Origin of the sequence: Micromonospora sp. NPDC048169 (assembly GCF_040652815.1) — a bacterium.
Classification (GTDB): Bacteria; Actinomycetota; Actinomycetes; order Mycobacteriales; family Micromonosporaceae; genus Micromonospora.
Window position 1 is genome coordinate 97,499 of sequence record NZ_JBEZMS010000015.1, and the last position, 25,553, is coordinate 123,051.

27 protein-coding genes are annotated in these 25,553 nt (G+C 73.1%); 19 read left to right on the forward strand and 8 right to left on the reverse strand.

Annotated elements, in window-relative coordinates:
- Position 1 precedes the first annotated feature (1 nt).
- The 3 genes from AB0D28_RS15855 to AB0D28_RS15865 form a co-directional block, all read right to left on the reverse strand.
- A complete protein-coding gene (locus tag AB0D28_RS15855; protein WP_357386300.1) occupies positions 2-865 on the reverse strand; it encodes a class F sortase in 864 nt (287 codons plus the stop codon).
- Positions 866-877: 12 nt separating this feature from the next.
- On the reverse strand, positions 878-1,387 hold the full coding sequence (locus AB0D28_RS15860; protein WP_357386301.1) for a hypothetical protein: 510 nt from the start codon (positions 1,385-1,387) through the stop codon (positions 878-880).
- Between the two features lie 78 nt (positions 1,388-1,465).
- On the reverse strand, positions 1,466-1,906 hold the full coding sequence (locus tag AB0D28_RS15865) for an Lrp/AsnC family transcriptional regulator (RefSeq protein ID WP_091423095.1): 441 nt from the start codon (positions 1,904-1,906) through the stop codon (positions 1,466-1,468).
- 142 nt (positions 1,907-2,048) lie between these two features.
- Here AB0D28_RS15865 and AB0D28_RS15870 point away from each other — a divergent pair, with 142 nt between their 5' ends.
- The 11 genes from AB0D28_RS15870 (at position 2,049) to AB0D28_RS15920 (ending at position 12,821) form a co-directional block, all read left to right on the forward strand.
- The gene (locus tag AB0D28_RS15870) at positions 2,049-2,933 is read left to right on the forward strand and encodes a tryptophan 2,3-dioxygenase family protein (RefSeq protein WP_357386303.1); all 885 of its coding nucleotides are present in this window, start codon (positions 2,049-2,051) and stop codon (positions 2,931-2,933) included.
- Between the two features lie 14 nt (positions 2,934-2,947).
- Positions 2,948-4,228, forward strand: coding sequence for a kynureninase (gene kynU / locus AB0D28_RS15875; protein ID WP_357386305.1), 1,281 nt, complete (start codon positions 2,948-2,950; stop codon positions 4,226-4,228).
- Positions 4,225-5,553 (forward strand): NAD(P)/FAD-dependent oxidoreductase, encoded by a 1,329-nt coding sequence (locus AB0D28_RS15880; RefSeq protein ID WP_357386307.1) that lies wholly within the window; start codon positions 4,225-4,227, stop codon positions 5,551-5,553. Before kynU ends, AB0D28_RS15880 begins: the two co-directional genes overlap by 4 nt.
- Positions 5,554-5,573: 20 nt before the next feature.
- Positions 5,574-7,055: a 2-hydroxymuconic semialdehyde dehydrogenase gene (locus AB0D28_RS15885; RefSeq protein ID WP_357386384.1), complete on the forward strand. Its 1,482-nt coding sequence runs from the start codon at positions 5,574-5,576 to the stop codon at positions 7,053-7,055.
- 136 nt (positions 7,056-7,191) lie between these two features.
- Positions 7,192-7,989 (forward strand): fumarylacetoacetate hydrolase family protein, encoded by a 798-nt coding sequence (locus tag AB0D28_RS15890; protein WP_357386309.1) that lies wholly within the window; start codon positions 7,192-7,194, stop codon positions 7,987-7,989.
- Between the two features lie 76 nt (positions 7,990-8,065).
- Complete coding sequence (locus AB0D28_RS15895; protein WP_354870887.1) at positions 8,066-9,001, forward strand: acetaldehyde dehydrogenase (acetylating); 936 nt, start codon at positions 8,066-8,068, stop codon at positions 8,999-9,001.
- Complete coding sequence (dmpG, locus tag AB0D28_RS15900) at positions 8,998-10,053, forward strand: 4-hydroxy-2-oxovalerate aldolase (protein ID WP_357386311.1); 1,056 nt, start codon at positions 8,998-9,000, stop codon at positions 10,051-10,053. Before AB0D28_RS15895 ends, dmpG begins: the two co-directional genes overlap by 4 nt.
- Positions 10,050-10,823, forward strand: coding sequence for a 4-oxalocrotonate decarboxylase (locus tag AB0D28_RS15905; RefSeq protein ID WP_357386313.1), 774 nt, complete (start codon positions 10,050-10,052; stop codon positions 10,821-10,823). The genes dmpG and AB0D28_RS15905 overlap by 4 nt, the downstream gene beginning before the upstream one ends.
- A 20-nt stretch (positions 10,824-10,843) precedes the next feature.
- Positions 10,844-11,305, forward strand: a complete 462-nt coding sequence (locus AB0D28_RS15910; RefSeq protein ID WP_357386315.1) for a RidA family protein — start codon at positions 10,844-10,846, stop codon at positions 11,303-11,305.
- Positions 11,298-11,822: a 3-hydroxyanthranilate 3,4-dioxygenase gene (locus tag AB0D28_RS15915; RefSeq protein WP_013288058.1), complete on the forward strand. Its 525-nt coding sequence runs from the start codon at positions 11,298-11,300 to the stop codon at positions 11,820-11,822. Before AB0D28_RS15910 ends, AB0D28_RS15915 begins: the two co-directional genes overlap by 8 nt.
- Before the next feature lie 3 nt (positions 11,823-11,825).
- On the forward strand, positions 11,826-12,821 hold the full coding sequence (locus AB0D28_RS15920; RefSeq protein ID WP_357386318.1) for an amidohydrolase family protein: 996 nt from the start codon (positions 11,826-11,828) through the stop codon (positions 12,819-12,821).
- A 58-nt stretch (positions 12,822-12,879) separates the two neighbouring features.
- Here AB0D28_RS15920 and AB0D28_RS15925 read toward each other — a convergent pair whose 3' ends face one another.
- Positions 12,880-13,812: an alpha/beta hydrolase gene (locus AB0D28_RS15925; protein WP_357386320.1), complete on the reverse strand. Its 933-nt coding sequence runs from the start codon at positions 13,810-13,812 to the stop codon at positions 12,880-12,882.
- 250 nt (positions 13,813-14,062) lie between these two features.
- Between AB0D28_RS15925 and AB0D28_RS15930 the strand changes: the two genes are divergently transcribed.
- From AB0D28_RS15930 to AB0D28_RS15940, 3 genes are all read left to right on the forward strand, one after another.
- A complete protein-coding gene (locus AB0D28_RS15930) occupies positions 14,063-15,535 on the forward strand; it encodes an amidase (protein WP_357386322.1) in 1,473 nt (490 codons plus the stop codon).
- Positions 15,536-15,607: 72 nt separating this feature from the next.
- On the forward strand, positions 15,608-15,892 hold the full coding sequence (locus AB0D28_RS15935; protein WP_357386386.1) for a hypothetical protein: 285 nt from the start codon (positions 15,608-15,610) through the stop codon (positions 15,890-15,892).
- Entirely contained in the window at positions 15,879-16,292 is a 414-nt protein-coding gene (locus tag AB0D28_RS15940; RefSeq protein ID WP_357386324.1) for a DUF5130 family protein, read from the forward strand. Before AB0D28_RS15935 ends, AB0D28_RS15940 begins: the two co-directional genes overlap by 14 nt.
- Positions 16,293-16,412: 120 nt before the next feature.
- Here AB0D28_RS15940 and pepN read toward each other — a convergent pair whose 3' ends face one another.
- The gene (gene pepN, locus AB0D28_RS15945; protein WP_357386326.1) at positions 16,413-18,959 is read right to left on the reverse strand and encodes an aminopeptidase N; all 2,547 of its coding nucleotides are present in this window, start codon (positions 18,957-18,959) and stop codon (positions 16,413-16,415) included.
- 228 nt (positions 18,960-19,187) lie between these two features.
- Between pepN and AB0D28_RS15950 the strand changes: the two genes are divergently transcribed.
- The 4 genes from AB0D28_RS15950 (at position 19,188) to AB0D28_RS15965 (ending at position 22,157) form a co-directional block, all read left to right on the forward strand.
- Complete coding sequence (locus tag AB0D28_RS15950; protein WP_357386328.1) at positions 19,188-19,811, forward strand: disulfide bond formation protein DsbA; 624 nt, start codon at positions 19,188-19,190, stop codon at positions 19,809-19,811.
- A 125-nt stretch (positions 19,812-19,936) separates the two neighbouring features.
- Positions 19,937-20,281, forward strand: coding sequence for a hypothetical protein (locus tag AB0D28_RS15955; protein WP_357386330.1), 345 nt, complete (start codon positions 19,937-19,939; stop codon positions 20,279-20,281).
- A gap of 133 nt (positions 20,282-20,414) precedes the next feature.
- Positions 20,415-21,614 carry a DUF1015 family protein gene (locus AB0D28_RS15960; RefSeq protein WP_357386332.1) on the forward strand — a complete coding sequence of 400 codons (1,200 nt, stop codon included), beginning with the start codon at positions 20,415-20,417 and terminating at the stop codon, positions 21,612-21,614.
- Between the two features lie 72 nt (positions 21,615-21,686).
- A complete protein-coding gene (locus AB0D28_RS15965) occupies positions 21,687-22,157 on the forward strand; it encodes a ribose-5-phosphate isomerase (protein ID WP_013288048.1) in 471 nt (156 codons plus the stop codon).
- 68 nt (positions 22,158-22,225) lie between these two features.
- On the opposite strand, the gene AB0D28_RS15970 is transcribed toward AB0D28_RS15965, so the two are convergent.
- Together AB0D28_RS15970 and AB0D28_RS15975 are read right to left on the reverse strand one after the other, a co-directional pair.
- Positions 22,226-22,624 carry a hypothetical protein gene (locus AB0D28_RS15970; RefSeq protein ID WP_357386334.1) on the reverse strand — a complete coding sequence of 133 codons (399 nt, stop codon included), beginning with the start codon at positions 22,622-22,624 and terminating at the stop codon, positions 22,226-22,228.
- Between the two features lie 309 nt (positions 22,625-22,933).
- Positions 22,934-24,154, reverse strand: a complete 1,221-nt coding sequence (locus AB0D28_RS15975; RefSeq protein WP_357386336.1) for a GNAT family N-acetyltransferase — start codon at positions 24,152-24,154, stop codon at positions 22,934-22,936.
- Positions 24,155-24,253: 99 nt separating this feature from the next.
- Between AB0D28_RS15975 and AB0D28_RS15980 the strand changes: the two genes are divergently transcribed.
- The gene (locus AB0D28_RS15980) at positions 24,254-24,793 is read left to right on the forward strand and encodes a hypothetical protein (protein ID WP_357386338.1); all 540 of its coding nucleotides are present in this window, start codon (positions 24,254-24,256) and stop codon (positions 24,791-24,793) included.
- 49 nt (positions 24,794-24,842) lie between these two features.
- Here AB0D28_RS15980 and AB0D28_RS15985 read toward each other — a convergent pair whose 3' ends face one another.
- The gene (locus tag AB0D28_RS15985) at positions 24,843-25,166 is read right to left on the reverse strand and encodes a hypothetical protein (protein WP_357386339.1); all 324 of its coding nucleotides are present in this window, start codon (positions 25,164-25,166) and stop codon (positions 24,843-24,845) included.
- Positions 25,167-25,553: the final 387 nt, after the last annotated feature.

Sequence of the window (25,553 nt, forward strand, 5' to 3'; positions counted from 1 at the left end):
CTCAGCGCGCCTTGACCAGCGAGGCGTAGACCACCAGGTTGTCCGCGTACCCGGTCTCGCCGCCGACCCAGCGCCCGCCGCAGGTGATCAGCCGCAGGCCGGGCCGGCTGAAGTCGCCGTAGACGTCCTCCACCGGCAGCTTCTCCTTGCCGTACCGCTCGATCGAGGTCACCTCGAACACCGCCACCGAGCGGTCCTGGCGGGTCACCTCGATCCGGTCGCCGTCGTCGAGTTCCCGCAGCCCGTGGAAGACGGCCGGCCCGGTGGTGGTGTCGACGTGGCCGACGAGCACCGCCGGGCCGTACTGGCCGGGGGTGGGGCCCTGGTCGTACCAGCCGACCTCACCGGCCCGTTCCACGTCCGGCACCGCGATGCTGCCGTCCGGCGCGATGCCGACCCGGTGCACCGGCGCGCGCAGGTCCAGCTTCCCGATGCTCAGGTCCGTCGGCGGACTGGCCGGCAGCACCGGGAACTTCTTCGGCGGCGGGCGCAGACCGGCGACGATCCGGTCGGGCAGCACGCTGACCCCGGTCACCCGTTCCACGCCGAGCATGGCCACGATCAGCGCCATCACGCTCGCCACCACGAGCACCGGGACACCCGGGTGCCGGCTCGGGGCGTACCGGCGGGTGGTGGTCCGGGCGGCGCGGGCCGGAACCGGCCGGGACTGCGGATCCGCCGTGGCGACGCTGGCCGAGAACGCGTGCCCGGCGATGTGGGCGAACCGGCGCGCGGCCCCGGCGGTCAGCCGCAGCGCGGCCCGGAGCCGTCCGGTACGCCCCCGCGACCGGCGGGCGGCGGCGCGGCGGCCGGTGCGGTCCGCCGCCGGGCCGGTACGGTCCCGGCGGCGTGATGAGCGGGCCATCGCGGCACCCCGTCAGACGCGGCCGCCGGTCTTGCGGCGGGCGCTCACACCGGCCACCACTGCCACCGCTACCAGACCGCCGACCAGCAGCAGCGAGCCCGTGCCCCGGCTGCCCGCGGTGCCACCGCCGCCGGTCGCCGGCCCCTTGCTCGGCTGCGCCATGTTGAGCACGGTGAGCATGGTCGAGGCGGTGTTGCCGTTGGAGCAGTCCAGGTTCACCGGGTAGTCGCCGGGCGCCTTGTTCCCGGGCACTGTGACCGAGCCGGTGAGGAAGCCGTTGTCCGGCCGCAGCGTCACCCGCCCGAAGGCGTCCGAGGTGACCTGCGCCTGGCGGTTGTTGCTGTTGTCGCAGCCGGCCCGCAGGTTGACCCGGGAACCGGCCTGGACGCTGTTCGGCGTCACCTCGATGAACACGCTCTCCCCGGCCCGGGCCGGCGGCGCGGTGGTCAGGACGAACGCCGCGACCAGGCCGAGCAGGCCCAGCAGGGACGACAACGCACGATGTGACACGAGCCCTCGCATGGTTCCCCCCTCCCGGCGCGACGGTGCGCCGGACCACTGACGGGCAGCGGCGGCTGTGTTCCCGGGAGGTGGGGGAAGCTAACGAGGCGCCTTGACCACCGGGTGCCAGGCCAGCGGCGTGGAGAGCACCATCGTGCTGGACGGCTGCCCGTACGGCGCGAGGCGGTCGATGACCTCTTCGAACTCGCCCATGTTCGTCGCGGCGACCTTGAGCATGCTGCACGCGTCCCCGGTGATCCGGTGGATCTCCATGATCTCCGGCCAGCCCGCGACGTCGGGGTCGTTGAGGATGCAGCGTGCGCCGTAGCAGGACATCCGGATCAGCGCGAGCACCGTGCGCCCGGCCCGGGTGAGGTCGACGTGGGCGTGGTAGCCGGTGATCACGCCGGATTCCTCCAGCCGCCGCACCCGCTCGGCGACCGCGGGCGGGGACAGGTGGACCCGGCGGGACAACTCGCTGTACGACAGCCGGGCGTCGGCCTGGAGCTCGCGCAGCAGCGCCCAGTCCATGTCGTCCACGCGCGGACCTTCCTTCCGTAAAGAGGGCGACGCGAGATGGTTTCGGTTCGCCAAGTGAGACCACCATACCGCCGTTGAACAGGCATTCCATTCGGTCGCCCACCGGCGGGATCATGACGTCTACCCCGCGCACGGACGGAGAATGACTGTGGAACAGACGACGGCGGTGCGCCCGGTAACCCCGCAGGAACGGGCGGCTCGGGCGGCGCGCAACGGCGGCGAGCCGACCCTGGAGTTCGCCGACCGCGTGCCGTACGACGCGTACGTGCGGGCCAGCACGCTGCACCGGCTCCAGGAGCCGCTCAGCGACGACCCGGGCGAGATGTCCTTCCTGATGGTCAGCCAGATCATGGAGCTGTACTTCGGCCTGACCTGCCACGAGCTGCGGCACGCCAAGCGCGAGCTGCGCGAGGACCGGATCTGGGAGGCGCTGCCCCCGCTGCGCCGCGCCGCCCTGCACCTGGAGGGCCTCAACGCCGCGTGGCACGGCCTGCGCTGGATGAGCCCGGCCGACTTCAACCGCTTCCGCGACCGGCTCGGCGAGGGCTCCGGCTTCCAGTCCGCGATGTACCGGCAACTGGAGTTCCTGCTCGGCCTGCGCGACCGGGCGCTGATCCGCCCGTTCCGCCGGCACACCGAGGTCTACGACGAGCTGACCGCCGCGCTGGCCACGCCGAGCCTCTGGGACGAGGTGGTGGCGCTGCTGGCCCGCAAGGGCTTCGACGTGCCGGCCGAGCTGCTGTCGCGGGACGTGAACGCCGAGCACGAGGCGCACCCGGCGATCGAGGCGGCCTGGGTCCGCATCTACGGCGACAACGGCCCGGACAACCACCTGCGCCTGCTCGGCGACGCGCTGACCGAGATCGCCGAGGAGTTCGGCGACTGGCGCTGGAACCACGTCAAGGCCGTGCAGCGCACCATGGGCGCCAAGGTCGGCAGCGGCGGTTCCGCCGGACTGGCATGGTTGCAGCGCAGCATGGCCCGGGTGGTCTTCCCGGAGCTGTGGTCGGCCCGCACCGCGATGTGACGAGAGAGAACAGCATGCACACCCCCGAGAACGAAGCCCTCCGCCGCGACGCCGCCGATCCCGGCCACCGGCACCTGTTCCACATCCCACCCGCCGACGGCGGGCGCTACCCCGACACGGCGTACCTGGCGGGCAACTCGCTCGGCCTTCAGCCCCGGGCCACCCGGGACGAGCTGCTCGCCGACCTGGACGCCTGGCAGCGCCTGGGCGTGGAGGGGCACCTGGAGTCGGAGCGGCCCTGGCTGCCGTACCACGAGCTGCTGACCGCACCGGCCGCCCGCCTGGTCGGCGCGCTGCCCGCCGAGACCGTGGTGATGAACTCCCTCACCGTCAACCTGCACCTGCTGATGGTGAGCTTCTACCGGCCGGCCGGCGAGCGCACCCGCATCGTCATCGAGGACAGCGCGTTCCCCTCGGACAGCTACGCGGTGCGCAGCCAGGCCCGCTTCCACGGCCTGGACCCGGACACCACTGTCGTACGCCTCAAGCCGCGCCCCGGCTCCGACACGCTCGGCACCGAGGACGTGCTGGACTTCCTGGCCCGCGAGGGCCACACGGTGGCGCTGCTGATGCTCGGCGGCGTGAACTACCTGACCGGCGAGCTGATGGACATCCCCACCATCACCGCCGCCGGCCGCGCGGCGGGCGCGGTGGTCGGCTGGGACCTGGCGCACGCCGCCGGCAACGTGCCGCTGGCGCTGCACGACTGGGACGTCGACTTCGCCGCCTGGTGCTCGTACAAGTACCTCAACTCCGGGCCGGGCGCGCTCGGTGGCGTCTTCGTCCACGAGCGGCACCTCGGCGATCCGTCCATCCAGCGCTTCGAGGGCTGGTGGAGCACCGAGGCGGCCACCCGGTTCGAGATGACCCCGGTGTCCCGGCCCCCGGCCACCGTCGAGGCGTGGCAGATCTCCAACCCGCCGATCTTCGCGATGGGCCCGGTGCGTACCTCGCTGGAGCTGTTCGACTCCGTCGGCATGCCGGCGCTGCGTGAGCGCAGCCTGCGGCTGACCGCCTGGCTGGAGCAGCTGCTCGACGAGGTGACGCCCGGCCGGCCGCTCACCGTGGTCACCCCGCGCGACCCGGCCCGGCGCGGTTGCCAGCTCTCGGTGCGGATCGGCGTCGGTAGCGCCAACGAGCTGACCAAGCGGCTGCGGCACGAGCACGGCGTGGTCGCCGACGCCCGGGAGCCGGACATCGTCCGGTTCGCGCCGGTGCCGCTGTACTCCACGTACCACGACTGCTGGCGGGTCGCCGAGGCGCTGGCGGCAACGTTCGAGAAGGAGGGCTCGTGAGAGAGCGCGACGAGATCGCTGTGGTCGGCGCCGGACTGGCCGGCTGCCTGCTGGCCTGCTACCTGGCCCGGCGCGGCTATCCGGTGGCCCTCTACGAGCGGCGGCCCGACCCGCGTACCGGCACGGTCGAGCGGGGCCGGTCGATCAACCTGGCGCTGTCCGAGCGCGGCCTGGACGCGCTGCGCCGCATCGGCCTGGAGGACGAGGTGATGGCGGACGCGCTGCCGATGCGCGGCCGCATGATCCACCCGGTCGAGGGCGAGCCGGAGTTCCAGTCGTACAGCGGCTCCGGGGACCGGGCGATCAACTCGATCAGCCGGGGCGCGCTGAACAACGCGCTGCTCGACGCCGCCGCCGCGCTGCCGAACGTGCGCGTCGCGTTCGACCACCGGCTGGTCGGCCTCGACCCGCTCGGCGGCGAGATGACGTTCGAGACGCCGCAGGGCAAGGTCGCCGCCACCGCCTCGGTCGTCCTCGGCGCCGACGGCGCCGGCTCCGCGGTGCGCGGGCAGCTGCTCGCGTACGGCGGCCTGACCGAGAGCCTGGACTTCCTCGACTACGGCTACAAGGAGCTGACCATCCCGCCGCTGGGCGGGGAGTTCGCGCTCGACCCGGGCGCGCTGCACATCTGGCCGCGCGGCACCTCGATGATGATCGCGCTGCCGAACCCGGACCGCTCCTTCACCTGCACGCTGTTCTGGCCCACCCACGGCACCCGCAGCTTCGCGTCGCTGAGCAGCCCGGCCGCGATCGAGCAGTTCTTCGCCACCCACTACCCGGACCTGGTCCCGCTCGCGCCGAACCTGGTCGACGACTACCAGCACAACCCGGTCGGTGTGCTCGGCACGGTGCGCTGCACGCCGTGGCAGGTAGCCGGCAAGGTCGGCCTGATCGGCGACGCCGCGCACGCCATCGTGCCGTTCTACGGCCAGGGCGCGAACTGCGCGTTCGAGGACGTGGTCGAGCTGGACCGCTGCCTGGACGAGTGCGACGACGAGTGGACCGCCGCGCTGCCGCTGTTCCAGCACCGCCGCCAGGACAACGCGGAGGCGATCGCCCGGATGGCGCTGGCGAACTTCGTGGAGATGCGGGACAAGGTCGCCTCGCCGGTGTTCCGCACCCGCAAGCAGGTCGAGCACGCCCTGGAGCGGGCGCTGCCCGGCCGCTACGTCTCCCAGTACGAGCTGGTCTCCTTCTCCACCACCCCGTACGCGCAGGTGCGCCGCCGGGTGCGCGCGCAGTACGCGGTGGTCGGCGCGGTGGCGGCCGGCGCGCTGGCGCTGCTGGCCGGTGGTGTCCGCGCGGCCCTGGGACGGCGGCGATGACGCTCTGGGATCCCCGGCTGATGACCGGGCACGCGCCGGACGGCCCCGGCCTGCTGCGCAACTTCGTCGGCGGCGAGTTCGTCGACGCCGGCTCCCGGTTCACCAAGCGCAGCCCGGTCACCGGCGAGCCGGTGTTCGAGGTGGTCGAGGCGTCGCAGTCGACTGTGGACGACGCGGTCGCCGCGGCACGGGCGGCGCTGCGCGGCCCGTGGGGCCGGATGGGCGAGCGGGAACGCGCGGAGGTGCTCCGCCGGGTCGCCGACGAGCTGGAACGGCGCTTCGACGACCTGGTCGCCGCCGAGGTGGCGGACACCGGCAAGTCCATCTCGCAGGCCCGTACGCTCGACATCCCGCGCGGAGCTGCCAACTTCCGGGCGTTCGCGGAGATCGTGGCGACCGCGCCCACCGAGTCGTTCACGACCGTCACACCGACCGGTGGGCGGGCGCTCAACTACGCGGTCCGTAAGCCGGTCGGCGTGGTGGCGGTCATCGTGCCGTGGAACCTGCCGCTGCTGCTGCTCACCTGGAAGGTCGCCCCGGCCCTGGCCTGCGGCAACGCCGTGGTGGTCAAGCCCAGCGAGGAGACCCCCGCCTCGGCCACGCTGCTGGCCGAGGTGATGGCCGCGGCGGGCGTGCCGGAGGGCGTGTTCAACCTGGTGCACGGTTTCGGACCCGGCTCGGCCGGTGAGCACCTGACCCGGCACCCGGGCGTGGACGCGATCACGTTCACCGGCGAGTCGGCGACCGGCAGCGCGATCATGCGCGCCGCCGCCGACGGGGTGAAGGCGGTCAGCTTCGAGCTGGGCGGCAAGAACGCCGGCCTGGTCTTCGCCGACGCCGATCTGGACGCGGCGGTCGCCGGTTCGGTGCGGTCCAGTTTCACGAACGGCGGCCAGGTGTGCCTGTGCACCGAGCGCGTCTACGTGCAGCGGCCGGTGTTCGAGGAGTTCACCGCCCGCCTGTCCAAGCGCGCCGACGAGCTGGCGTACGGCTGGCCGGACGACGAGGCGACGGCGAACATGCCGCTCATCTCGCACGGTCACCGGGACAAGGTGCTCGGCCACTACGCGCTGGCCCGTACGGAGGGCGCCGAGGTGCGCGCCGGGGGCGGCGTGCCGCGCTTCGGCGACGCCCGCGACGGCGGGGCGTACGTGCAGCCGACGGTGCTCACCGGGCTCGGCCCGGACGCCCGCACCAACCAGGAGGAGATCTTCGGCCCGGTGGTGCACGTCGCGCCGTTCGACGACGAGGACGAGGCGTTCGCGCTCGCAAACGGCACCGCGTACGGCCTGGCGGCGACGGTGTGGACGCGGGACGTGGGCCGGGCGCACCGGGCCGGTGCCCGGCTCGACGCCGGCATCGTCTGGGTGAACACCTGGTTCCTGCGCGACCTGCGCACCCCGTTCGGCGGGATGAAGGCGTCGGGTGTCGGCCGCGAGGGCGGCGTGCACTCGCTCGACTTCTACTCCGAACTGACGAATGTCTGCGTGGATTTGACGTGAGCGCGAGGAGTGAGCCGGTGTTGCGAGCCCCGCAGTCGCGAACGAAGGGTGGCCCAGCATGAGCGCGCGGACTGGCGCGGGCGCGCGTGGTGGGCAGAATGGCCGGAATCCGCAGCGACGTAAGCGAGGAGCCGCCATGACCGTGGACATCGAGGCCGCCAACCGGGAACTCGCAGTGGCCCGGCAGGAGGGGAAGCCCTGCCCGCCGCTGCGCGGCCGGCTGCTGCCCGAGGGCGACATCGAGGCCGCGTACCAGGTGCAGCAGGTCTACACCCGGCAGCGGCTGGGCAAGGGGCACCGCCGCGTCGGCGCGAAGATCGGCCTGACGTCGCGGACCGTGCAGGAGAGCTTCGGCGTCTTCCAGCCCGACTTCGGGGTGCTCTTCGACGACATGGCCGTCGGTGACGGCGTCGAGGTGCCGATCGGGCGGCTGCTCCAGCCACGGGTGGAGGCGGAGATCGCCTTCGTGCTCGGCGCGGACCTGCCGGACGAGCGGGTCACCACTGTCGACCTGATCCGGTCGGTGGACCACGTGCTGCCGGCCATCGAGATCGTCGACTCGCGGATCGCCGACTGGGACATCTCCATCGTGGACACGGTGGCGGACAACGCCTCCAGCGGGCTGTTCGTGCTCGGCACCGCGCCCCGGCGGCTCGCCGATGTGGACCTGCGGCTGTGCGGCATGGTGCTGGAGCACGCCGGTGAGCCGGTCTCGGTCGGCGCGGGCGCGGCCTGCCTGGGCAATCCGCTGCACGCGTTGCAGTGGCTGGCCGCGACCATGGCCCGGGCGGGCGACCCGCTCAAGGCCGGTGACGTGGTGCTCTCCGGCGCGCTCGGCCCGATGGTGCCGGTCACGCCCGGCGCCGCGTACGAGGCGCGCATCTCCGGGCTCGGTTCGGTGCGTACCTGTTTCTCGAAGGAGACCAGCTCATGAGCGAGCGCCAGCGAGCGAATCATCGATACAGGGCCGTCGAGCCTCATGGCGGCACGCAGCGCAGCGGAGGGCCGGCATGAGCGTCGGAGTGGCGGTGCTCGGGTCGGGCAACATCGGCACCGACCTGATGATCAAGGTGCTGCGGCTCAGTGAGAGCCTGCGCATGGTGGCGATGGCCGGCATCGACCCGGCCTCGGACGGTCTGGCCCGGGCCCGCCGGCTCGGCGTGACCACCACCGCCGAGGGCGTCGACGGCCTCGTCGCGCTGCCCGAGTTCGCCGACGTCCAGCTGGTCTTCGACGCCACCTCGGCCGGCGCGCACAAGCGGCACGACGAGGTGCTGCGGGCACACGGCCGCACGGTGGTCGACCTGACCCCGGCCGCGATCGGCCCGTACGTGGTGCCGCCGGTGAACCTCGACGAGCACCTGGGCGAGCCGAACGTCAACATGGTGACCTGCGGCGGGCAGGCGACGGTGCCGATCGTGCACGCGGTCGGCCGGGTCACCCCTGTCGCGTACGGCGAGATCGTCGCCTCGATCGCCTCGAAGTCGGCCGGTCCGGGCACCCGGGCCAACATCGACGAGTTCACCGAGACCACCGCCCGCGCCATCGAGGTGGTCGGCGGCGCCGAGCGCGGCAAGGCCATCATCGTGCTGAACCCGGCCGACCCGCCGCTGCTCATGCGCGACACGGTCTACTGCCTGTGCCCGGACGCCGACGCCGACCGGGGCGCGATCGCCGCCTCGGTGGCCGACATGGTGAAGGCCGTGCAGGAGTACGTGCCCGGCTACCGGCTCAAGCAGGACGTGCAGTTCGACCGGGTCGACACGTACGCGCCGGTGCTCGGCCGGCACTTCACCGGCCTCCAGGTGTCGGTGTTCCTGGAGGTCTCCGGCGCCGGGCACTACCTGCCCGCGTACGCCGGGAACCTGGACATCATGACGTCGGCAGCGCTGCGTACCGCGGAGCGGCTGGTGGCGCTGCGCGCGACGGAGGTGAGTGCGCGATGACCGACCTCTACATCCAGGACGTGACGCTGCGCGACGGCATGCACGCCATCGGCCACCGCTACACGGTCGACCAGGTGCGTACCATCGCCGCCGCGCTCGACGCGGCCGGCGTGGCGGCGGTCGAGGTGGCCCACGGCGACGGCCTGGCCGGTTCCAGCGTCAACTACGGGCACGGCGCCGCCGCCGACGCGGACTGGATCGCCGCCGCCGCCGAGGTGCTCACCACCGCGCGGCTCACCACGCTGCTGCTGCCGGGCATCGGCACCATCGCCGACCTGAAGGCGGCGAAGGCGCTCGGCGTGACCAGCGTACGGATCGCCACGCACTGCACCGAGGCGGACATCTCGGCCCAGCACATCGCCTGGGCCCGGGAGAACGACATGGACGTCTCCGGGTTCCTGATGATGTCGCACCTCAACGACCCGGCCGGGCTGGCCGCGCAGGCGAAGCTCATGGAGTCGTACGGCGCGCACTGCGTCTACGTCACCGACTCCGGCGGGCGGCTGCTGATGTCGGACGTGGCGCAGCGCGTCGACGCGTACCGGCAGGTGCTGGAACCCCAGACGCAGATCGGCATCCACGCGCACCACAACCTGTCCCTGGGTGTGGCGAACAGCGTGCTGGCGGTCGAGCACGGCCGGATCCTCGGCGACGGCCCGCTCGGTTCGCCGTCCGGGCGGACCGTCCGGGTGGACGCGTCGCTCGCCGGCATGGGCGCGGGCGCGGGCAACGCGCCGCTGGAGGTCTTCGTCGCGGTCGCCGAGCTGCACGGCTGGAAGCACGGCTGCGACGTGTTCGCGCTGATGGACGCCGCCGACGACCTGGTCCGCCCGTTGCAGGACCGGCCGGTCCAGGTCGACCGGGAGACGCTCTCCCTGGGGTACGCGGGCGTCTACTCAAGCTTCCTGCGCCACGCCGAACGGGCCTCGGCCAAGTACGGCGTGGACGTCCGCTCGATCCTGGTCGAGCTGGGCCGTCGCCGGATGGTCGGCGGCCAGGAGGACATGATCGTGGACGTGGCACTGGACCTGGCGAGCAAGGAGAACCCATGATCGGGCCGGACATCGCAGGCATCGCGGAGAAGCTGGGCGCGGCGGCTGACGACGCCACCGCGATCCCGCAGCTCGCCGCCGAGACCGGCCTCGACGTCGACGCCGCGTACGCGGTGCAGACCGCGCTGGTGAAGCGCCGCCTCGACCGGGGTGAGCGGCTGGTCGGGCTCAAGATGGGGCTGACCAGCAAGGCCAAGATGGCCCAGGTCGGTGTGGACGAGGTGATCTGGGGCCGGCTGACCGACGTGATGCGGGTGCCGGACGGCGGCAGCGTCGACGTCGGCGACTTCATCCATCCCCGGGTCGAGCCGGAGGTGGCGTTCCTGCTGGACCGGCTGCCCGACCCGGGCGAACCGGTCGGCTCGTTCACCCGGGCCGTGCGCGCCGTCGCCCCGGCGATCGAGCTGATCGACTCCCGGTACGCGAACTTCACCTTCTCGCTGCCGGACGTGGTCGCCGACAACACCTCGGCCGCCGCGTTCGTGGTCGGGCCGTGGTCGCCGGTGCCGGACGGGCTGGACAACCTCGGCGTGCTGCTGGAGATCGACGGACGGGTGGCACAGGTCGGCTCGACCGCCGCCATCCTCGGCGACCCGCGTCGCGCGTTGGACGAGGGGCTGCGGCTGGCCGGCCGGCACGGCGTCCGGCTGCGCAAGGGCTGGGTGTTCCTGGCCGGCGCGGCCACCGCCGCGGTGCCGCTGCGCCCCGGCGCGCACGTCCGCGCCACTGTGGAGAAGCTCGGGTCCGCCTCCCTGAAGGCACTCTCGTGAGCGCGAGGAGTGAGCCGGGTTTGCGAGCCCCGCAGTCGGGAACGGAAAGCGGCCCGGCGACGGCCCGGGTGGTGGCCGGGAAGGCCGTGCCGCGGGGCGCGTTCCCGCACGTCAAGGTGGCCGGTGGGTTCGTCTACGTGTCCGGCACGTCGTCGCGCCGGCCGGACAACACGTTCGCCGGGGTGTCGGTGGACGAGTTCGGCACCACCGACCTGGACATCCGGGAGCAGACCCGGGCCGTGGTGGAGAACATCCGTGACCTGCTCCGCTCGGTCGGCGCCGACCTGAGCGACCTGGTGCAGGTCACCAGCTACCTGGTCAACATGAACGACTTCGGCGGCTACAACGAGGTGTGGGCGGAGTTCTTCGACGCCACCGGCCCGACCCGGACCACAGTCGCCGTGCACCAGCTTCCGCATCCGCATCTGCTGATCGAGATGCAGGCAGTCGCCCTACTTCCGTCGGGAGGTTCCCATGAGTGAGATCGCCGAGCCGTTCAGCTTCTCCGGCTGGATCGGCGAGAACCAGCACCTGCTCAAGCCCCCGGTGGGCAACAAGGAGATGCTGCCCGGCAGCGACGACTTCATCGTCATGGTGGTCGGCGGCCCGAACCAGCGCACGGACTTCCACGTCGACCCGTACGAGGAGTTCTTCTACCAGGTCAAGGGCAACATGCACATCAACCTGATGCTGCCCGAGGGCCCGCGTACGGTGCACGTGCGCGAGGGGCAGATGTGGATGCTGCCGCGCAACACCCCGCACTCGCCGCAGCGCCCCGAGGCCGGCTCGATCGGCATGGTGATCGAGCGGGTCCGCGAGGAGGGCACGCTGGAGAAGTTCCAGTGGTACTGCGGCGAGTGCCACCACAAGGTGCACGAGGTGGAGTTGCAGGTCCGCGACATCGCCGCCGACCTGCCCCCGGTCTTCGCCGCGTTCTACGCCGACGAGAAGGCCCGCACCTGCGACAACTGCGGCGCGCTGCACCCGGGCAAGGGCTGACGCGTGCCGGTCGTGGACGTGCACACGCACGTCGTACCGAAGGGGTGGCCGGACCTCGCCGCGGCGTGCGGCGGGTCCGGGTGGCCCTGGTTGCGGGTGGACTCCGAGCGCGCCGCCATGATCATGGTGGGGGAGACGGAGTTCCGCCCGATCGGCGGGCAGTGCTGGGACGCGCCGACCCGGCTCGCCGACATGGACGCCGACGGCGTGGACGTGCAGGTCGTCTCGCCCACCCCGGTCTTCTTCAGCTACGACCGCCCGGCCGACCAGGCGGTCAAGGTGGCCCGGATCTTCAACGACCTCACGCTGGAGGTCACCGCCGCCGGCGGCGACCGGCTGGTGCCGTTCTGCCAGGTGCCGTTGCAGGACGCGGACGCGGCCTGCGCCGAGCTGGACCGCTGCCTGGCGGCCGGGCACGCCGGGGTGGAGATCGGTAACCACGTCGGCGACCGGGACCTGGACGACGCGGGCATCGTGCAGTTCCTGACCCACTGCGCCGAGGTGGGCGCGCCGGTGTTCGTGCACCCGTGGGACATGCCCGGCGGCCCCCGGCTGGACCGGTGGATGGCGCGCTGGCTGACCGGGATGCCGGCCGAGACGCACCTGTCGGTGCTGGCACTGATCCTCGGCGGCGTGTTCGACCGGGTGCCGGAGACGCTGCGGATCTGCTTCGCGCACGGCGGCGGCAGCTTCCCGTTCTGGCTGGGCCGCGCCGACAACGCCTGGCACCGCCGGGGTGACCTGGTACGCGGCGCGTCGAGCGCACCGCCCAGCTCCTACGTCGACAGGTTCCACGTCGACTCGGTGGTCTTCGAACCGGCCGCGCTGCGGCTGCTGGTGGACACCATGGGCGCCGAGCGGGTGCTGCTCGGCAGCGACTACCCGTACCCGCTGGGGGAGCGGCCGGTCGGCCAGGTGGTGCACCGGGCGGACTTCCTCACCGACGCGCAGCGGGACGCGCTGCTTGGCGGCAACGCGCTGCGGTTCCTCGGCCGCTGAAGACCGGCGCGGGTGCGTCCGTCGTCGCCCTAGAGTCGACGGACGCACCCGGCGCTGCTCAGGAGTGCGGGCAGGTGTCCCGGTACTCCTCGATGGCCGTGCCCCGGGGTGCCGGGCAGAGGAACTGCTCGTAGCGGGTGTCGTCGTCGACGAACCGCTTGAGCCAGGAGATGCTGTACTTCGCGACAGTCACGTTCGGCGAGGTCGGCGCCGAGTGGCTCGCCGCGTTCAACTCCAGGTACGCCTTGTCCAGCGTGGCCGGCAGGCTGGTGTAGAACGGCTCCGAGTGCGACGACACCGGCGCCACCGTGTCGTTCTCCGCGCCGATGACGAGCGTCGGCACGCGTACCGACGACCAGTTCTTCGTGGAGTGCCAGCCGGTCAGCGGGATCGCCGCCTGGAGCGCGGGCCGGGCGTTCGCCGCCGACAGGCTGCCGCCACCGCCCATCGAGTGCCCCATCACCGCCAGCCGGTTGCGGTCGATCCGGGTACGCACCGCGCTGGTGTTCGTCAGGTAGTCCAGGGCGGCCAGAAGCTGGGTGCCGCGGCTGGCCGGCTGGTCGTAGACGGAGAGGGTGTCGATGGTGATGACCACGAAGCCCTGTGAGGCCAGCCGGGGCCCGAGCCAGGACACCGCCGACTGGCTGGCGGTGAAGCCGGGGGAGACGGCGACCGCGCCGAAGGTGCCCTCGGCGGTGCTTGTCGGGTAGTAGATGGTGCCGCCGCGGAAGCCGCTGACGCTCGACGCGGAGACGGTGGTCTGGGCGATCGCGAACGGGCCGCGGGTGGCCTCGATCGACGCGGTGGTGGGCGCGGGACCGCGCTCGTAGGGGTTCGCGGCGAGCGCCGCGGCCGGCCCGCCGTCGCCGGCTCCTGCCGGTGCCACCGGCAGGGCGGCGAGGCCGGCGGCGGTCAGGGCGAGGGCGAGCAGGGGGCGCAGGGCGCGCGGGAGCCGGGACGGGCGGGCCGGTGTGCCGGGTGCGTGGTGCACGGGGTGCTCCTCGGGGTGGTCGGGGCAGCCTTCAATCGAGTTACGTCGATTTGCACATCCTGCGCGCCCCACCCGCCCGGCGGACCATCCCGAACCGGTCATGTCACCCGGATATGGACCGGCCACCGCCGGTCGGATCACCCGGATATGGACCGGCCACCGCCGGTCGGATCACCCGGATACGGACCGGCCACCGCCGGTCGGACGTGTCGCCCGGTCGTCCGGCCGCCGGACCGGCAGGATGGGCGGCATGGCCGAGCCGCACGACCTGACCGCGCTGGAACAGGCCGCCGCGATCCGCCGGGGCGAGCTGTCCAGCCTGGAACTGGTCGAGCACCACCTGCGCCGGGTCGAGGCGCTCGGCGACACTGTCGGCGCGTTCGTCACCGTCACCGCCGAGCGGGCCCGGACCGCCGCCCGCGCCGCCGACGCGGTGGCGGCGGAGGAACGCGGCCCCCTGCACGGGGTGCCGACCGCGATCAAGGACCTGACGCTCACCGCCGGGGTACGCACCACCTTCGGCTCGGCCGCCTTCGCCGACTTCGTCCCACCCGTCGACGCCGACGTGGTCCGCCTCCTGGCCGACGCCGGCCTGGTCAGCCTCGGCAAGACCACCACCTCCGAACTCGGCTGCTCGCTCTACTCCGAGGGATTGGTGGCGCCACCGGCCCGCAACCCGTGGGACCTCGCGTACACGGCCGGCGGATCCAGCGGCGGCGCGGCGGCAGCTGTCGCCGCCGGGCTGGTCCCGGTGGCGCAGGGCTCCGACGGCGGGGGCTCGCTGCGCATCCCGGCCGCGCTCTGCGGACTGGTCGGCTACAAACCGAGCCGGGGCATGGTCTCCGGCGGACCGCTCGGCTTCGGCGGCTTCGGGCTGCCGGTGAACGGGCCGATCGGCCGTACCGTCGCCGACGTGGCCGCGCTGCTCGACGTGCTCGCGCGGCCGGTGCCCGGCGAGCCGTACCTGCCGCCGGTCGCGCCCGCCGGCGGGTACCTCGGCGTCACCCGCGCCGCCCGCTCCGCCGGCCCCGGCCGGCTGCGCGTCGGCCGCTTCACCACGCCGATGCTCGCCGCCGAACCGGTCCACCCGGACTGCGCAGCCGCCGTCGACCGGACCGCCGGGCTGCTCGCCGACGCCGGCCACGAGGTGGTCGACGTCCCCGCGCCGCTCGGCCCCGAGGCGTGGCCGCTGTTCGAGACCGTCTGGTACGCGCTGGCTGTCACCCCCGTCCCGGCCGGGCGGGAGGGCGACCTGCTGCCGCTGACCCGGTTCCTGCGCGAACGCGGCGAGGCGCTCGGCGCGGCCCGGCTGATCGCCGCGCTCGGCGAACTCCAGGCGCAGGTACGCCGTGGCGTACGCCGTACCGCCGGCTGCGACCTGCTGCTCTGCCCGACGCTCGCGGCCCCGCAGGCGCCGGTGGGGGCGTTCGCCGCCCTCGAACCGGCAGAGGACTTCGACAGGCAGCGGCGTTTCTCGCCGTACTGCGCGGTCTTCAACGTCACGGGCGATCCGTCCGTTTCCCTGCCGGTCGGGCGGACCGCCGACGGGCTTCCGGTGGGGGTGCTGCTCACCGGTCGCTACGGCGACGACGCGACACTGCTCGCCACTGCCGCGCAGCTGGAGCACTGGAGTGACGGATGGGATCAGCACCCCGCAATCTGGCGGGCCGCCGACTCCGCTAACGTGAACATCACAAGTGAGGTGGGGCGCGACCGGTCCTGACCGGCCAACCGACCCGCCATTCCTGGTCTCTCTTTCCGCCTGGGGGCGTTGGGATTGTCTGTTACCGAGACGTTGGTGGTCTTCGTCGGCATCCCGGTCGCCGCGGTGCTGCTGATCGCCGCCCTGGCGGCCGCCGGCAGCCGTGGCAACGGTGGCGGCGCCAAGCGCTACCGGCCGGGCCGGCCCTTCGACTTCACTCCGGTCTGGTTCCTGAGCCGTCCGGAGCAACTGGCCGACTCGGCCGGCACGGCCCTCGCGGCCGGGGCGCAGGCGCCGGCGTTGACCAGCCGCAAGCAGGAGCAGGCCGGCCGGGAGGCACCGGCCGCTGGAACCGGAGGCGCAAGTGACCGTTGGTGAAGCGCGGCCCACGACGGGGACGGGCACCCCGCCCGCGGTGCTGGACGGACCGTTCTCGACCCGTCAGCTGCTCCGCATCGACGAGGCGCTGCGCCTCGCCGACCAGGGCACCGGCCTGGTCTTCTCGGTGTTCGTCGGCGGCCTCGACGAGCCGATCCGGGAACACGCCGAGCGGCTGCACCGGCAGCTCGGCGAGCCGGACCGCTCGGTGCTGATCGCGGTGTCGCCCAACCAGCGGCAGCTGGAGATCGTCACCGGCAAGTACGCGCGCAAGCGCATCCCGGACACGTACGCCAAGCTGGCCGCGCTCTCCATGGTGGCCGCCTTCGGCGGCGGCGACCTGGCCGGCGGCATCATCCAGGGCCTCGACCAGCTCGCCAGCCACGCCGGCAAGGGCTGATCCGCCCGCACGCACGCACGACGAAGCCCGGCCCGCGTACGCGTGGGCCGGGCTTTCTCGTGGTCCCGCCGGGGCCGGCGCGGGCTGCCACCCGCGCCGGCCCCGGCCGGCATGCCTCACTCAGGCGGTGCGCGCGTCCCGCTCGCGGGCCTTCAGCGCGCGGACCACACCGTCGCGGCCCTCGGCCACCAGTCGCCGCAGCGACGCCGGCTGCCCGTCCTGGGCCAGCCACGCGTCGGTGGCCGCGACCGTGTCCTCGTCGACCAGGTACGCCGGGTAGGCGAGCTGCACGAACTCCTGCGCCGGCTCGCTGTCGCGCTGCGCCCACACCTGGTCCACCGTGGCGAAGTACCGCTCCCGGTAGGGCGCGGTCAGCTCGACCTGCGCCGGGTGGGTGAAGCCCTGCAGCAGCGCCCGGTTGCGCCAGTTGGGCAGCGCGTCCGGGCCGGTGAGCAGCGCCCACACCGCCGCCTTGTTCTCCACGGTCGGCACCAGCGCGTGCGCGTACGCTGCCTCCCGCTCGCCACTGGCGGTACGGTCGGCGGCCAGCTCCGCGTCCACGTCGGCGGCGCCCGCCGCGCCGTTGGCGACCAGCGACTGGAGCACCGTCCAGCGCAGCTCCGTGTCGACGGTCAACCCCTCCGGCACCCCGTTGCCGTCCAGCCAGCCGCGCAGCGTGGCCAGGTCCTCACCGGAGCGGGCCGAGGAGGCGTACGCGCGGGCCCAGGCGAGCTGGAAGCCGCTGCCCGGCTCGGCCGCCGCGAGTCCGGCCCGCGCGGTACGGGCCAGCTCGGCCCAGCCGGTCGGCGCCCAGGCCGGGTCGGCGTAGAAGGTGAGCGCGGTGGTCGCCTGCCGCAGCGTGGCGGTGATGAGGTTGATGTCCGTCTCGGCGGTCAGCCCGGCCAGCACCAGCGCCACGTAGTCGCGGGCCGACAGCTCGGCGTCGCGGGTCATGTCCCAGGCGGCGGTCCAGCACAGTGCCCGGGCCAGCGACGAGTCGAAGCCGGCGATGTGCTGCACCACGGTGGCCATGGACCGCTCGTCCAGCCGCAGCTTCGCGTAGGTGAGGTCCTCGTCGTTGAGCAGCAGCACGTCCGCGGCGGGCTTGCCGTGCAGCTCGGACAGCTCGGTCAACTCGCCGGTCACGTCCGTCTCGATCAGCTCCCGGCGCACCAGCCGGCCGTCGGTCAGGTCGTACAGGCCGACGCCGATGCGGTGGGTACGCAGCGTCGGGTAGCCCGACGGCGCCTCCTGCCGGACCACCACCCGCTCGTACGTGCCGTCGGCGCCGATGGTCACCTCCGGGCGCAGCGTGTTCACCTGCGCGGTCTCCAGCCACTGGGCGGCGAACTTGCGCAGCTCCCGGCCGGAGGCCGCCTCCAACTCGGACAGCAGGTCGTCGAAGGTGGCGTTGCCCCAGGCGTACTTGCCGAAGTAGGCGCGCAGGCCGGCCAGGAACGGCTCCTCGCCCACGTACGCGACGAGCTGCTTGAGCACGCTCGCGCCCTTGGCGTACGTGATGCCGTCGAAGTTGACCTCGACGGCCTCCAGGTCCGGCATCTCGCAGTAGACCGGGTGGGTGGAGGAGAGCTGGTCCTGCCGGTAACCCCAGTTCTTGCGGATCGACAGGAACGTGGTCCACGCGTCGTTGAACCGGGTGGCGTTCGTGTTGCACCAGTGGCTGGCCCACTCGGCGAACGACTCGTTCAGCCACAGGTCGTTCCACCAGCGCATGGTGACCAGGTCACCGAACCACATGTGCGCCAGCTCGTGCAGGATCGTGTTGGCGCGCTGCTCGTACTCGAAGTCGGTGACCTGCGAGCGGAAGATGTAGTGCGACTCGGCGTGCGTGACGCAGCCGAAGTTCTCCATCGCGCCGGCGTTGAAGTCCGGCACCCAGAGCTGGTCGTACTTGGGCAGCGGGTAGCGCACGCCGAACTTCTCCTGGAAGAAGTCGAAGCCCTGCGTGGTGATCAGGTGCAGGTCGTCGGCGTCCATGTGCTGAGCCATGCTGGCCCGGCAGAAGTAGCCCATGTCGATGCCGTCGTGGGTGCGGCGTACCTCGTGGTACGGCCCGGCGCAGAGCGCGGTGATGTAGGTGCTCATCCGCTCCGACACGGTGAAGTGCACCGTCTTCAGGCCCTCACCGGCGGCCTCCTCGCGCGCCACCGGCATGTTCGACACGACCCGCCAGTGCTCCGGGACGGTGGCGTGCCAGGTGTAGACGCTCTTCAGGTCGGGCTGGTCGAAGCAGGCGTAGACCTTCTGCGCGTCAGCGGTCTCGAACTGGCTGTAGAGGTAGGTCTCGCCGTCCACCGGGTCGACGGTGCGGTGCAGGCCCTGCCCGCTGTTTGAGTAGCCGAAGTCGGCGTCGACCACCAGTACGTTCTCGGCGGCCAGGCCGCTGAGGGTGAGCCCCTTCTCGGCGGACCAGCCGGACAGGTCGACCGGCTCGCCGTTGAGCGTGGCCGAGCGCACCGATTCGGCAGCGGTCTCGATGAAGGTGGTCGCTCCCGGCTCGGCGCAGCGGAACCGGACCTCGGTCACCGAGCGGAACGTGCGACCGGTGGACTGCACCGCGGTCGACAGGTCAAGGCTGATGTCGTACCCGGTCACCTCGAGCAGGCGGGCCCGCTCGGTAGCCTCGACCTGGGTCAGGTTGCGCACTCCCGGCACTGTTCGTCTCCATCCCGCTCGTCTCGCCGCGCCCCGCGGCGCCGGTTCTCGCCCGGCCGCTCGTGACGGCCCGCTGCGAACCGAGTCTTCCATGTACGGACCGCCCTCGGTGGTCGAGGTCACGCTCTCATTCCGGTACCGGTCTATGCGGTGCGGGGTGAGGATCGAAGGTGACCGCGCCGGGTCCCCGGCGCGACGATGGCGTGAAGGGAAGACACAGTGACCGAACGTGTCACCGCGGACATGTGGTTCGACCCGCTGTGCCCGTGGGCGTGGATCACCTCCCGTTGGCTGCTGGAGGTCGAGCAGGTCCGGGACGTGGACATCCGGTTCCACGTGATGAGCCTGTCCGTGCTCAACGACGGCCGGGAACTGCCGGAGGAGTACCAGGACCTGATGGTCAAGGGCTGGGGCCCGGTGCGGGTGTGCATCGCCGTCGAGCAGGCGCACGGCGCCGAGGCGCTGGCGAAGCTCTACACCGCGATGGGTACCCGGATCCACCTCCGCCAGGAGGAGCTGGGCCGGGAGATGATCGTGGGCGCGCTCACCGACGTCGGCCTGGACCCGGCGCTCGCCGACGCGGCCGATTCCACGCAGTACGACGACGCGCTGCGGGCCAGTCACGAGGCGGGCATGCGGCCGGTCGGCACCGATGTGGGCACTCCGGTGATCCACGCGCCGGGTCCGGACGGCGGTCAGGTCGCCTTCTTCGGCCCGGTGATCACCCCGGCGCCGAAGGGCGAGGCGGCCGGCCGGCTCTGGGACGGCGTGCTGCTGGTCTCCGCCACCCCCGGTTTCTACGAGCTGAAGCGCACCCGCGAGCAGGGCCCGATCTTCGACTGAGCGTGGGACGTGGCGCGTCCGAGCCCCGCACCGCCCGTCACCGGGCCGGTGCGGGGCTCGTTTCACCGGGTGTCCCAGCCGACGGCCCGCGGGGCCGCGGCACGGCAGTTCCTGGAGGCGTTCCCATGGCCAAGCACCGCCGCATGTCCGACGACGCGCCGCAGCAGGCGACCGAGGACTCCGGTGCGACGTACTGGTCGGTGACCGAGAGCGACTGGCCGGTCGGCCCGGCCGAGGTGGCCGACCTGCTGGCCCCGCCGATCGTGGTCGGCGTGGCCCGGGTGGTGGCCACCTCGCGGATGACACCGCCGGATGAGCCCGGCCGGCCCGCCCGCGCGCCGTCGCGGTCCGGCGCCGCCGCCCACCCAGCCGCCGCGGGTGCGACGACGGTACGCCTTAACGCCGGCTCCCGCCCCGCCGCGCCGGCCCGCCGTCCGGCTCCCGGCCGGCACCGCAACGCCACCGCCTGAGTCGCCCTTCCCGGTGTTAAGAAGGGGCCCTTCCTCTACCGGAGGCGTTAACCGGGGGCCCTTCCTTTCACCTGGTGGTAAGCGGGTGAGTCGGGCGGCGGCGGCGATCGGGGCCCGGGTAGCGTCAGCTGACATGACGGTCGTGCATCCGATCGCCCGGGCCTGGATCACCACTGGCGGCACCGGCGCGCAGAACTACGACGAGTTCGCCGACGACGCGGAGATCACCTCCATCGTCGAGGCGAATCCGCACAGCGCCCTGGGCATCGAGATGCCCCACCGGGCGCCCGGCAGCCTCGGGAAGTCGTTCCTCGACGCGCTGCCCGACGCGGTGGCGCGCCTGGCCGAGGCGAAGGCGGACGGCAGCTACACGCCGGCCGAGCAGGTGGTGGTGCTCTACCGGATCAGCGCGCCGGGCGAGGAGAGCGCGTACGGGCTGTGGGCCATGGTCGACACCGACCAGATCTCCACCCGCGCCGACGAGCCGGGCCTGGTCATCCGCAACGAGGACGTGTTCATCGCCAAGGTGCGCGAGCGCGTCGCCCTGGCCGAGGCGCTCGGTCACCTGCTCTCGCCCGTACTCCTGCTGCAGACCGGCAAGGGCGACGAGCTGCACGCCGCGCTCGCGGCGGCGACCGACGCGGCCGGCGCGCCCGCCGCGACCGACGTCGACCAGTCCGGTCGCACGCACGCGATCTGGCTGCTGGGCCCGGGTGCGGCGCAGGACGAGCTGACCGCGCTCGCCGGCGGCGGGGACCTGGTGGTCGCGGACGGCAACCACCGCAGCCTGGCCGCGCAGACCGGTGGTTTCCCGCGCTTCCTCTCGGTGATCACCACGCCCGCGTCGGTCGCCATCCAGCCCTACAACCGGCTGGTCAGCGAGCTGACCACCACGCCGGACGAGCTGCTCGACCGGCTGCGCGCGGCGGGCGCGGAGGTCACCCCGGCGGCCGGGCCGGTCGACGTGCCGGCCACCGGCGGCGTCGTGCACCTCTACCTCGGCGGCCGGGGGTACGCGGTGACGCTGCCGCACGTCGGCGCCGGCCGGCTGGAGAACCTCGACCACGCGCTCGTCGAGCGCCTGCTGCTGCGCGACGCCCTGGGTCTCGACCCGGGCGACAAGCGGATCACGTATGTGGGCGGCGACTACCCGGCGAGCTGGCTCGTCGGTGAGGTCGACGCCGGCCGGGCCGAGCTGGCGGTGCTCGTCGCGCCGGTGACCGTCGACGACTTCGTCGCGGTGAACCTGGCCCGGGAGAAGATGCCGCGAAAGAGCACCTGGTTCACCCCGAAGGCGCGGGCCGGCCTGGTCGTGGCCGAGCTGCCGCACTGACCGTGTGACGAAACCGCCTCCGGGTCGCCGCCCGCGCGCCGGCCCGGGGGCGGGCCTGTCAGACTGCGCGGTATGCGCGTCTACCTGGGATCCGACCACGCCGGTTTCGAGTTGAAGGTGCACCTCGCCAACCACCTGGCCAAGCAGGGCTACGAGGTGGTCGACGTGGGCCCCCACGTCTTCGACCCGGACGACGACTACCCGGCGTTCTGCCTGCACACCGGCGACCGGGTGGTCGGTGACCCGGGCAGCCTCGGCGTGGTGATCGGCGGCTCCGGCAACGGCGAGCAGATCGCCTCGAACAAGGTGGCGGGCGTCCGGGCCGCGCTCGCCTGGAACGTCGACACCGCACAGCTCGCCCGCGAGCACAACGACGCCAACGTCGTCGCGATCGGCGCCCGGCAGCACACGCTCGACGAGGCGACCGCGCTGGTCGAGGCGTTCCTGACCACGCCGTTCTCCGGCAACCCCCGGCACAGCCGGCGCATCGAGCAGGTGGCCGCCTACGAGCAGAGCCGCCGCCTGCCCGAGCTGCCCGCCTGACCGGACACCCTTCTCGGTGAGCCGGTCACCGGGCCCGGGCCGGAGCCGCCTGACCGGCCTCCGCGGGCTCAGCGCCCGTTGCGGGGCAGGTCCTCGCGCGGCACCCAGTTGCGGCGGATGAGCACCACCCGCCGTTCGGCTTCGGCGAGGTCGTCGTCGGTGGGGCGGGCGGCGTCCCGTGTTCGCAGCGCGGCCGTCACGCTCACCTGCGACGAGCCGGAGCCGACCAGCCCGCGCAGCCCGCGCTCGCCCTCCTCGGCGGGCGCGGCGCGGCGCGCGCGGGGCTCCGGCTCACCCGGCCGGCCGCCGCGCGGGGACCGGGGCGTCACGTCGTCATGCACGGGTGCGGTGCTGGCGGTGCTGCCGTCGGCACCCGTGCCGACGGCACCGGTTCCAGCGGTCTCCGTCGGCGGGACGGCGTCGCCGTGATGCCGTAGCCGTCGTCGCCGTCGCTCCGCCTCACCCATCCCCCGACCGTACCGCCCCCGAGCCCGCCCGCGCGCCGCTCGCACCCCGCGCTGCCCACACACGCTCCCCGACACACCCGATCCAGCCAGCCTCCGTCGATCATGGAGTTGTGGCGCCCGGAGTGCCCCGTAAGCGAGGTATGTGAGGTGCCACAACTCCAAGGTCGACGGGGCACCCGCCCGCACGATCATGAAGTTGGCCTGGATAAAACGGACGCTTCGCGCCGCTAACTTCATGATCGCCGGGATGGGCCGGGCGCGCGGGCCGGGGTGGGCCGGGTGGGCGGGCGCGCGGGCCGCTGGGGACGACTAGAAGACCTCCATGGGGGAGGGGGCGCGGTGCCAGGTGAAGGCGGGCGTCAGCGCGGTCAGCGTGTGCGGGATCAGCTCCCGGACGAGACCGGCGGCGGCCAGCGCGTACGGGTTCGCGCCGCCGAGGTACAGCTCACCGAGAGCGCGTACGTCACACGCCAGCCCGGCCGGTGCGGTGGTGGGCGTGCACTCCGCCCCGTCGGGGCCGCCGACCAGCCGCCAGCGGCCGGTGTTCTCCTTCAGCAGCTCGTCGGCGACCTCGATCACCACGTCGACGTCGGTGGCGTAGCGCCGGGCGGCCAGCGCGGCCGGCACGTCCACCACGCGTACCCAGAGCGCGTCGGCGAGGTGCGGGGAGAGCTGGCGGGGCTCGTCCACCAGCCGCAGCAGCGGCTCGTCCAGGGCCGCGATCGGGAACGACAGCCGGCGGGTCAGGTCGACCGAGAGCAGCAGCCGCCACAGCGCCGTGTACGCCTCCGGTGTCGCCGCCACCACCTCGCTCACCTGCACCTCGGCCTGCGGTCCGGTGGCCGTCGAGCTGTCCTTCGTCCGGTAGAGCGCGTACCCGTCGAACCCGTCGGCGCCCTCGTGCAGCAGCACCCGGCGTTCGGTGGCGCCGCCCCGGTGCGCCTTGAGGTCCGCCAGCAGGTACGACCACCAGCGCTCGTCGCGCCGGGACCAGCCGGGACGCCCGGCGCGGACCCGCTCGTACAGCCGGGCCAGCTCGTCGCGGTGCGCGTCCGGACGGTCCAGTCGCAGCGTGCCCTCGGCGGACGCCGGGGCGGGCAGGCGCAGCCCGGTGGTGTCCGCGGACAGCACGTAGCGCGGCGCTGCCGACCCGTAGCCGAACCGGGGGTAGATGCGTCCCTCGCTGGCCCAGAGCACCGCGATCGGTTCCCGGCCGGCGTCGCGGACGTCCCGCAGCTGGCGGCGCATCAGCGTGGTGAGCAGGCCGCGCCGCCGGTGCGTCGGCGCCACCGCGACCATCGTCACGTGCGCGGCCGGCACGTCCGCGCCGGGGACCGCGAGGTCGCGGCTGAACGCGGCGGCGTTTGCCACGGCCGTGCCGCCGTCACGGACCAGCAGCGACCGGTCCGGCTCGAAGATCGGGCGTTCCAGCGCCTGCACGTCGGGGTCGAGATCGCCGTGGAAGGCCAGCGCCAGCAGCGCCGCGATGTCGTCGAAGTCCTCGGCCCGGGATACCAGCACGTCAGTCACGGCACGTGTGTATCGCACCGTGACGGGGGTCGGCACCCAATTTGCGGGCTGGCTACCCTCGGAACCGAGGCCGGAACCGGTCGAGGGGGAGGACGGAAGATGGCGGACCAGACACAGCCGTGGGCCGAGCGCACCGTGGAGGTGCCGCCCCAGCCGGGCGTGGTGCCCCCGCAGCGGGACGCGTTCCAGCGCGGGGTGGCGGCGGTCGGTCAGCCGCGCCCGTCGCGTACGCCCCGCACCGAGCAGTTCCCCACCGTCGAGCACAGCGACTGGGCGGCCGAGCCGGCGCCGCGCCGGCCGATGAGCTGGCACCTGGCCCAGGCGCGCAAGGGCGGCGAGCTGAGCGCCGCCGGCGCTCTGTTCGCGTTCGTGTGCTGGGGCATCTGGGCGATCTCCGGCCGGGGCAACCTCGTGGCCCCGCTGCTCACGTTCGTGCTCAGCCTGCTCACCGCGGTCGGCCTGTTCGCGCTGGCCCGGCTGCTCGGCCGGCTGATCCTGGAGCGGCAGTTCGGCCGGGTGCGCCGCAGCGCCAAGGGCGCCCACCTGGTCACCGCGTTGTTCCTGGCCGGCGTGGGTGTGGCGTACCTCCAGCAGACCGAGTGGGTGGTCTCCGCCTGGAACTGGGTGACCGGCAGCTGAGCCGGCCGGTCGTCCGTCCGGCTGCGCGCCGGACGGACGACCCGGGGTGTCAGAAGGTGGTCGGGGCGCCGGCGGTCTTGCAGGCGGCGTTGATGTCCTTGCTGGCCTTCTCCATGGCCGGGTTGTCGGCGGCGGTTCCCGGGTCGGCGGCCGAGCCCGCCTTGCCGGCCTCCGCGGCGAACTCCTTCAGGGCGGTGGCCGCCTTGCCGTCCCCGGCGGTCCCGGCCAGCTTGGCCACCCGGTCACCGAGTTCGGTCAGGATCTCGCCGGTCTGCTTCGTCAGGTCGCCACCCGACTGCACGGCGGTCATGAGCTTCGCCCGCATGTCCTTGTTGATTTTTTCTGCGGCGGTGCAGAGGTCCTTGTCACTCATCGCGGCCGCCGAGGGCGAGGGGGCCGCCGTGGAGGGTACGGCGGAGGCCGAGGTGGCCGCCGGCCCGGCCGTGGTCGCTGGTTTTTCGTCGCCGCACGCGGCGAGGCCCAGCACGGCACAGGCAAAGAGGATCGGGATGATCCGGTTCGTTTTCACGCCTGGGCACGCTAGTCGATGCCCGTCATTGATCAAACTCGGTTTGCCGGGGCCGGTCCGCGGAATGCGCGGGCGGGCGGCATTCGTGCCGCCCGCCCGCGTCCGGCCGCGGTACGCCGCGACGCCGGTCGTCGCTCCACCAGGACCGTTCTGCCTTACCCCGCCCCACGGGCTTCATCCGTCGCCCGTTGGGCTGAGCGGTCACCGCCCAGCGCCGTGAGGGGCCGTTCG

What these genes read in the sequence shown, in the direction of transcription:
- AB0D28_RS15930 (WP_357386322.1), top strand. Translation starts at nt 14,063, where the DNA reads ATGGCCGAGCCGCACGACCTGACCGCGCTGGAACAGGCCGCCGCGATC.
- AB0D28_RS15980 (WP_357386338.1), top strand. Translation starts at nt 24,254, where the DNA reads ATGGCGGACCAGACACAGCCGTGGGCCGAGCGCACCGTGGAGGTGCCG.
- AB0D28_RS15905 (WP_357386313.1), top strand. Translation starts at nt 10,050, where the DNA reads ATGATCGGGCCGGACATCGCAGGCATCGCGGAGAAGCTGGGCGCGGCG.
- AB0D28_RS15885 (WP_357386384.1), top strand. Translation starts at nt 5,574, where the DNA reads ATGACCGGGCACGCGCCGGACGGCCCCGGCCTGCTGCGCAACTTCGTC.
- AB0D28_RS15960 (WP_357386332.1), top strand. Translation starts at nt 20,415, where the DNA reads ATGACGGTCGTGCATCCGATCGCCCGGGCCTGGATCACCACTGGCGGC.
- kynU (WP_357386305.1), top strand. Translation starts at nt 2,948, where the DNA reads ATGCACACCCCCGAGAACGAAGCCCTCCGCCGCGACGCCGCCGATCCC.
- AB0D28_RS15970 (WP_357386334.1), bottom strand. Translation starts at nt 22,624, where the DNA reads ATGGGTGAGGCGGAGCGACGGCGACGACGGCTACGGCATCACGGCGAC.
- AB0D28_RS15985 (WP_357386339.1), bottom strand. Translation starts at nt 25,166, where the DNA reads ATGAGTGACAAGGACCTCTGCACCGCCGCAGAAAAAATCAACAAGGAC.
- AB0D28_RS15890 (WP_357386309.1), top strand. Translation starts at nt 7,192, where the DNA reads ATGACCGTGGACATCGAGGCCGCCAACCGGGAACTCGCAGTGGCCCGG.
- AB0D28_RS15860 (WP_357386301.1), bottom strand. Translation starts at nt 1,387, where the DNA reads ATGCGAGGGCTCGTGTCACATCGTGCGTTGTCGTCCCTGCTGGGCCTG.
- AB0D28_RS15955 (WP_357386330.1), top strand. Translation starts at nt 19,937, where the DNA reads ATGGCCAAGCACCGCCGCATGTCCGACGACGCGCCGCAGCAGGCGACC.
- AB0D28_RS15855 (WP_357386300.1), bottom strand. Translation starts at nt 865, where the DNA reads ATGGCCCGCTCATCACGCCGCCGGGACCGTACCGGCCCGGCGGCGGAC.
- AB0D28_RS15965 (WP_013288048.1), top strand. Translation starts at nt 21,687, where the DNA reads ATGCGCGTCTACCTGGGATCCGACCACGCCGGTTTCGAGTTGAAGGTG.
- dmpG (WP_357386311.1), top strand. Translation starts at nt 8,998, where the DNA reads ATGACCGACCTCTACATCCAGGACGTGACGCTGCGCGACGGCATGCAC.
- AB0D28_RS15915 (WP_013288058.1), top strand. Translation starts at nt 11,298, where the DNA reads ATGAGTGAGATCGCCGAGCCGTTCAGCTTCTCCGGCTGGATCGGCGAG.
- AB0D28_RS15870 (WP_357386303.1), top strand. Translation starts at nt 2,049, where the DNA reads ATGACTGTGGAACAGACGACGGCGGTGCGCCCGGTAACCCCGCAGGAA.
- AB0D28_RS15895 (WP_354870887.1), top strand. Translation starts at nt 8,066, where the DNA reads ATGAGCGTCGGAGTGGCGGTGCTCGGGTCGGGCAACATCGGCACCGAC.